At 46.4% G+C, this 6,820-nt stretch carries 2 protein-coding genes and 4 pseudogenes; 2 read left to right on the top strand and 4 right to left on the bottom strand.

Features of this window, described 5'->3' with window-relative positions:
* The 4 genes and pseudogenes from ACUU1M_RS17710 to yeaG all read right to left on the bottom strand — a co-directional run.
* The coding region (locus ACUU1M_RS17710) for a GAPES1 domain-containing protein (protein ID WP_449144713.1) at window positions 1–352 on the bottom strand (352 nt) is incomplete at its 3' end.
* Window positions 353–1,752: pseudogene (locus ACUU1M_RS17705) on the bottom strand (MASE4 domain-containing protein). It lies immediately after the preceding gene.
* Window positions 1,753–1,898: 146 nt separating this feature from the next.
* Window positions 1,899–3,182: pseudogene (locus ACUU1M_RS17700) on the bottom strand (YeaH/YhbH family protein).
* A 112-nt stretch (window positions 3,183–3,294) separates the two neighbouring features.
* Window positions 3,295–5,228, bottom strand: a pseudogene (gene yeaG, locus ACUU1M_RS17695) (protein kinase YeaG).
* A 435-nt stretch (window positions 5,229–5,663) separates the two neighbouring features.
* On the opposite strand from yeaG, the gene mipA reads away from it, so the two are divergent.
* Both mipA and yeaE read left to right on the top strand, forming a co-directional pair.
* On the top strand, window positions 5,664–6,410 hold the full coding sequence (mipA, locus tag ACUU1M_RS17690; protein WP_000163771.1) for a scaffolding protein MipA: 747 nt from the start codon (window positions 5,664–5,666) through the stop codon (window positions 6,408–6,410).
* 89 nt (window positions 6,411–6,499) lie between these two features.
* Window positions 6,500–6,820: pseudogene (yeaE, locus tag ACUU1M_RS17685) on the top strand (methylglyoxal reductase YeaE); the annotation flags it as partial.

Raw genomic sequence — 6,820 nt, 5'->3', positions numbered from 1 at the left:
GATTCTGATACTTATCATAAAGAAAGGAGGAGTCTGCTTTCTGCACGATATAGCGCAGATAGGCACTCATTGCTCTGTCGCTGGCGACAAGTTCAAAAATAAGGAAGGAAGATGTCAGCACAATGACACTTGCGGCGATAAAATGCCGGAGCATTCTATGGTGCAATTTCATGATAAATGGCACTCCTTCGGTTAGTGAAACGAGAAAACCAGATAAAGTTCGATTGCGGCCTGGCACAGGGGCGCTAATTATACTCATCTCTGCGCCGCTGGGGAGGGGAAATTTAGGGGTAATAGTAATAAATTGTATGCAAAAGCCACGCAAAAAGCATGGCTCTGAATATTTTTGCACTTAAATATTATGAATAATCACTTTGTTGCCCCCCTCGCTTTTCGCTTCGCGTAAGGCTTTATCTGCTTCCGTCATGACAAGCGAGATATTACGCGTGTCACCCGTTGAAAAAACCGTGCCAATACTGATGGTCATTTGTTCAGAAACATCATATCTGTTACTGAAGCGGTCAGGAGTTCGACATTTTTACGCATACGTTCCGCAATGATTTTTGCCTGGGCACTATTGAGTTCGGTAAATAGTAAGCCAAACACCTCACCCTCCAGTCGCGCTAAAATATCATCGGGGCGGATGCTTTGCTGGATAATATCAACCAGCATGACACAGAAGTCCTTAACAACAGGTCGCGACAATAATGACTCTACGCTGTTGAAAAAGTAGCGCCGATTATAAATATTGGTCAGCACATCATGAACTGCCAGTTTGCTGGAGAGTTGCAGTTCCTGAAAAATGTTATAAATCAGAAAAGACACAACAAACAGTTTACTGGAGACTTCAATCCCGCGACTGATGTACCAGATGGTGTAATTATACTCATCCAGAGTCAGTAGAAGTAAGTTGCAGCATAGCGATGCCAGACATAATAATGCTATTAATGGACATAGTTCGCTGGCTAATCGTGTACGCATGATAATAAAGAACAGTAAAAATGCCCACAGACAAACCAATATTTTTGTATAGTTGATTCCCCAGGTCGCAGTATAGTTGACAGGACAGTAATCGACGACATACAAAGAATAGTCAGCGTTATAACTGCTCAGATTGTGTGCCAGAAGGGGAAAAACTAAAAAAGGAATCAGCGCCAGCAACAGAATGCCAGTTTTTTTCTTATTGTTGTCAAGGATATTGTCTTTACCATAACAAAAGAGCGCCAACGAGGTTAAACAAATAAAACTGAGTTGGCGGAAAATATAGAAAATAGAAACATCATTCGACTTTGTCTGGATCAGTGTACTGTCGCTGATAGGTTTATGGATAACAACAATAGTTTCAACTAAATAGATAAGGCCACTTAAAAGTGCAAGACTTAAAATGAATGTTGGTAGAATTTGTTTGTTAGTGAAATATTTCATTAACATGAAAAGAAAAATGATGGCGTTAAGGAAAAACAAAGCCACAACGACCATCAAATAATTCATTTGTGGGATGAGTTTTACATTCGTCTTTTCGTTATATAATGTGGTGATGCAAAATAAAATTAACGTCAGCAATAAACTGAAAATAAAAAAGCTTTGAGCTTTTAATTTTTGTGTACCCATAGAAACCATAAAAAGGAGAGCAATGTGAGTGCTGGATTTTATTGATGGCAGAGATATATAGTTTTGACCAGGATCAATTTTCGTTAACGATAAAAAATATTTAAAGAATAACCCCAGGGAAATACGTGTTGACTGAATCATTTTTCCGAATGATTGTTTTCTGGAACTAAATTGTGTAAAGGTTATGCTGTCATATTTAAAGCGATTGTAAGCTAATGTATGTAATAAATGAGATAATTTACAGTAAGCTAAAAATCAGCCAGGCGATAATGACCCGGCTGATAGTTTTAGTCTTTAGCTGTTGCATTTTGTTTATGAAACAGTTCACGGAACACCGGATAAATATCATCCTGGTCGCGGATGTGCTGCATCGCAAAGTTGTCGAAAGTAGATTGCAGATGCTCATATTCTCGCCACAATGTCTGATGTGCACGACGGGTAATTTCGATATAGCTGTAATAACGAACAACAGGTAATAATTTTTTCGCCAGGATTTCATGGCAAAGCGGAGAGTCATCGGCCCAGTTATCGCCGGCCGATGCTTGTGCAGCGTAAATATTCCACTGTGCCGGGTTATAACGCTCTTTCACTACCTCATCCATCAGTTTCAGGGCGCTGGAAACAATGGTGCCGCCTGTTTCCTGCGAGTAGAAAAACTCATGTTCATCGACTTCTTTCGCCTGGGTATGATGGCGGATGTATACGACTTCCACGTTCTTATACGTTCTGCTGAGGAACAGATACAGCAGAATATAAAAACGCTTAGCCATATCTTTAGTGGATTGATCCATTGAACCGGAAACGTCCATCAGGCAAAACATCACTGCCTGGCTGGAGGGATCGGGCCGCTTCTCGTAGTTCTTGTAACGTAAATCGAAGGTGTCAATAAAAGGGACGCGTTCAATTTTGGCACGTAATTCTGCAATTTCTTTGCGCAGACGTTCCTCTTACAGCAGCTGCGCAGGTTCACTGTTGCTGATGATGGCCAAATTCTCTTCCAGTGCATGAAGTTCCCGCCGCTTGCCTGCCGTCATGGCTGTGCGTCGCGCCAGTGAGTTCTGCAAGGAACGCACAACGCTGATATTGGCTGGAACGCCGTTAGCGGTATAACCCGCCCGATGCGTTTTATATTCGGTCAGCTGGCGTTGTTGGTTTTGTTTCAGATTCGGTAAGGCCAAATCTTCAAAGAGCAGATCAAGATACTCATCTTTCGAAATCTGAAAGACAAATTCATCCTGACCTTCACCATCCTGGCTGGCCTGGCCCTGACCACTGCCGGAACCTCCGCCGCCACCCTGGGGACGTTCAATTCGGTCGTTCTGAACGAAATGGTCATTGCCCGGATGCACGCGGTGGCGCAGACCGCCACGCCCCTGATGAAACATTGGTTCGCTAATATCTTCCGTGGGAATGGATACGGATTCGCTGCTGTCGACGTCAGTCACCGAACGCTTATTAATGGCCTCGGAGATCGACTGTTTAATTTGCGCTTTATAACGGCGTAAAAAACGCTGGCGATTCACCATGCTTTTGTTTTTGCCGTTCAGACGCCGGTCAATAAACCAGGCCATATGCCCCCCGTACTACATTTGCCAACTGTATGCTACGCCTGTGTTGCCGCTTCTCAGGCCCACGGTTCGCTGTCGTTGTAGGCCCGGTAGCATGTGTACCGGGCCAGGGTTGTTAAGACGATTTACGTACGCGCAAATACCATTCGCACAGTAAACGCACCTGTTTACGGGTGTAGCCTTTTTCCATCATACGGTCGACAAAGTCGTCGTGTTTCTTCTGCTCGTCGGTTGACGTTTTGGCGTTAAACGAGATAACCGGCAACAGCTCCTCGGTATTGGAGAACATTTTCTTCTCGATAACCGTGCGCAGTTTTTCATAGCTGGTCCAGTTCGGATTGCGTCCGCTGTTATTCGCTCTGGCGCGCAGTACGAAGTTAACAATCTCGTTGCGGAAATCTTTTGGATTACTGATCCCCGCCGGTTTCTCGATTTTCTCCAGCTCGGCGTTAAGAGACTCGCGGTCAAACAGCTGCCCGGTATCCGGATCGCGATACTCCTGATCCTGAATCCAGAAATCCGCGTAGGTAACATAACGGTCGAAAATGTTTTGCCCATATTCTGAATAGGATTCAAGGTAGGCCGTCTGGATCTCTTTGCCGATAAACTCGGCATATTTCGGGATCAGATAACCTTTCAGGAACTCCAGATAGCGTTCTGCCTGCTCTTGCGGGAACTGCTCGCGCTCGATCTGCTGTTCCAGGACGTAGAACAGATGGACCGGGTTTGCCGCCACTTCTACATGATCGAAGTTGAACACGCGGGAGAGGATCTTAAACGCAAAACGCGTCGACAGACCGTTCATCCCTTCATCGACACCGGCGTAGTCACGATATTCCTGATACGACTTGGCTTTCGGATTGGTGTCTTTCAGACTTTCGCCATCATAAACCCGCATCTTTGAATAAATGCTGGAGTTTTCTGGCTCTTTCAGGCGCGAAAGAATGGAAAAACGTGACAGTGTTTCGAGCGTGCCAGGGGCGCATGGGGCGTGAGTCAATTCACTGTGATTAAGCAATTTCTCGTAGATTTTGATCTCTTCGGAAAGTGCAAGCAATACGGCACCTTCACGATGTAAACACGGTCGAGGAAGGCTTCGTTGTTTTTGTTATTACGGAAAGTGACCCATTCGGACTCGTTCGAGTGGGCGAGAATAATCCCGTTGAACGGCAGGGCGGAGATACCTTCCGTCCCGTTGTAGTTACCTTCCTGAGTGGCGGTTAACAAGGGATGCAGCACTTTTATCGGTGCTTTAAACATCTCAACGAATTCCATGATCCCCTGATTGGCGCGGCACAGCGCACCGGAATAGCCGTAGGCGTCCGGGTCATTCTGCGCGTAGTGTTCGAGTTTACGAATATCGACTTTCCCAACCAGCGCGGAGATGTCCTGGTTGTTCTCATCACCGGGTTCCGTTTTGGCGATAGCAATTTGTTGCAGAATTGACGGCCAGACCTTCACTACCCGGAACTTAGTGATATCGCCACCAAATTCATGCAGGCGTTTTGCCGCCCATGGCGACATGATGGTGCCGAGATAACGGCGAGGAATGCCATACTCTTTTTCCAGAATCTGAGCATCTTCCTGCGGATTGAAAAGACAGAACGGATGATCGTTGACCGGGCTACGCTCACCGTTGGCGCTCAATACATAAATCGGTACGAGCTGCATTAATGATTTCAGTCGCTCAGCAAGCGATGATTTACCCCCACCCACAGGCCCCAGCAGATACAGGATTTGTTTCTTCTCTTCCAGCCCCTGAGCCGCGTGTTTCAGATAAGAGACAATCTGTTCAATCGCGTCTTCCATGCCGTAAAACTCTTCAAATGCCGGATAACGTGCAATGACCCGGTTAGAAAAGAGTCGAGAAAGTCTGGGTTCCTGGGCTGTATCGACCATGACAGGCTCACCGATAGCCATCAATAGCCGCTCAGCCGCGTTGGCATAAGCACTGCGATCTTGCCGACAAGTGGTAAGAAACTCCTGCAGTGTGAACTCTTCGTCCTTGGCCGCTTCATATCGCTGGCGATAGTGATCGAATATATTCATGGTATGCCGTCCTTTCGTTTTTTAGCACAGGTTAAGAGCCGTTCATATGAATAGTAGAGGCTCCCGGAAGAGGTAAACTGAACGACGTCTCTTGCTAAAACACAGCAACTCTCATGCCATTTTATCGACGATGAGAACAACGTGCCCGGTGATACACCTTCAAAATTAAGCGTAGATGGCAAATGGAAAACTTGCCTGCACGGCTTTCTTAATTTCAATGGCATATCAACAACTCATCCATAAATTTTGCATAATTAATGTAAAGACCAGGCTCGCCAGTAACGCTAAATCCATTTGGCTGTAAGCGCGGTGTCATCCGCGGCAGGAAAATTAAACAGTTACTTTAAAAAATGAAAACGTAAAAAGGTTGGGTTTCGATGTATTGACGGGTAAACTTTGTCGCCCGCTAAACATTTGTTTAAGGAATGATTAATTGTGACCAAACTCAAACTTCTGGCACTTGGAGTGCTTATCGCAACGTCTGCAGGCGTAGCGCACGCTGAAGGTAAATTTTCCCTGGGCGCAGGCGTAGGTGTCGTTGAGCACCCATATAAAGATTACGATACCGATGTTTACCCAGTACCGGTAATCAACTATGAAGGCGATAACTTCTGGTTCCGTGGCTTAGGTGGTGGTTACTACCTGTGGAATGACGCAACGGATAAACTTTCAATTACCGCTTACTGGTCGCCGCTTTACTTCAAAGCGAAAGACAGTGGCGATCACCAAATGCGTCACCTGGATGACCGTAAGAGCACCATGATGGCTGGTCTGTCTTATGCTCACTTTACCCAGTACGGTTACCTGCGTACCACCCTGGCTGGCGATACCCTGGATAACAGCAACGGCATTGTCTGGGATATGGCCTGGTTGTATCGTTACACCAACGGTGGCCTGACCGTGACTCCGGGTATTGGTGTGCAGTGGAACAGCGAAAACCAGAACGAATACTATTATGGCGTATCGCGCAAAGAGTCCGCTCGCAGCGGTCTGCGTGGCTATAACCCGAATGACAGCTGGAGCCCTTACCTTGAGCTGAGCGCCAGCTACAACTTCCTCGGCGACTGGAGTGTTTACGGTACCGCGCGCTACACCCGTCTGTCTGATGAAGTTACTGACAGCCCGATGGTGGATAAATCCTGGACTGGCCTGATTTCTACCGGGATCACCTACAAATTCTGATAATGCATCTTTCCAGGGCATTTTGTGCATAAAAACAGGGCGTCACGCCCTGTTTTGCATTACGGTGGTGCAATACCTGGGAGGAAACAATGCAACAAAAAATGATTCAATTTAGTGGCGATGTCTCACTGCCAGCCATAGGGCAGGGAACATGGTATATGGGCGAAGATGCCAGTCAGCGCAAAACAGAAGTTGCTGCACTACGCGCAGGCATTGAACTCGGTTTAACCCTCATTGATACCGCCGAAATGTATGCCGATGGCGGTGCCGAAAAGGTGGTTGGGGAAGCATTAACCGGTCTGCGAGAGAAGGTCTTTCTCGTCTCTAAAGTCTATCCGTGGAATGCTGGCGGGCAAAAAGCGATAAATGCATGCGAAGCCAGTTTACGCCGTCTCAATACTGATTATCTC

It is taken from the genome of Shigella sp. SIG6, assembly GCF_053555815.1.
The sequence above is the reverse complement of the archived record's forward strand: the minus strand, read 5'-3'. Positions and strand labels throughout refer to the sequence as shown.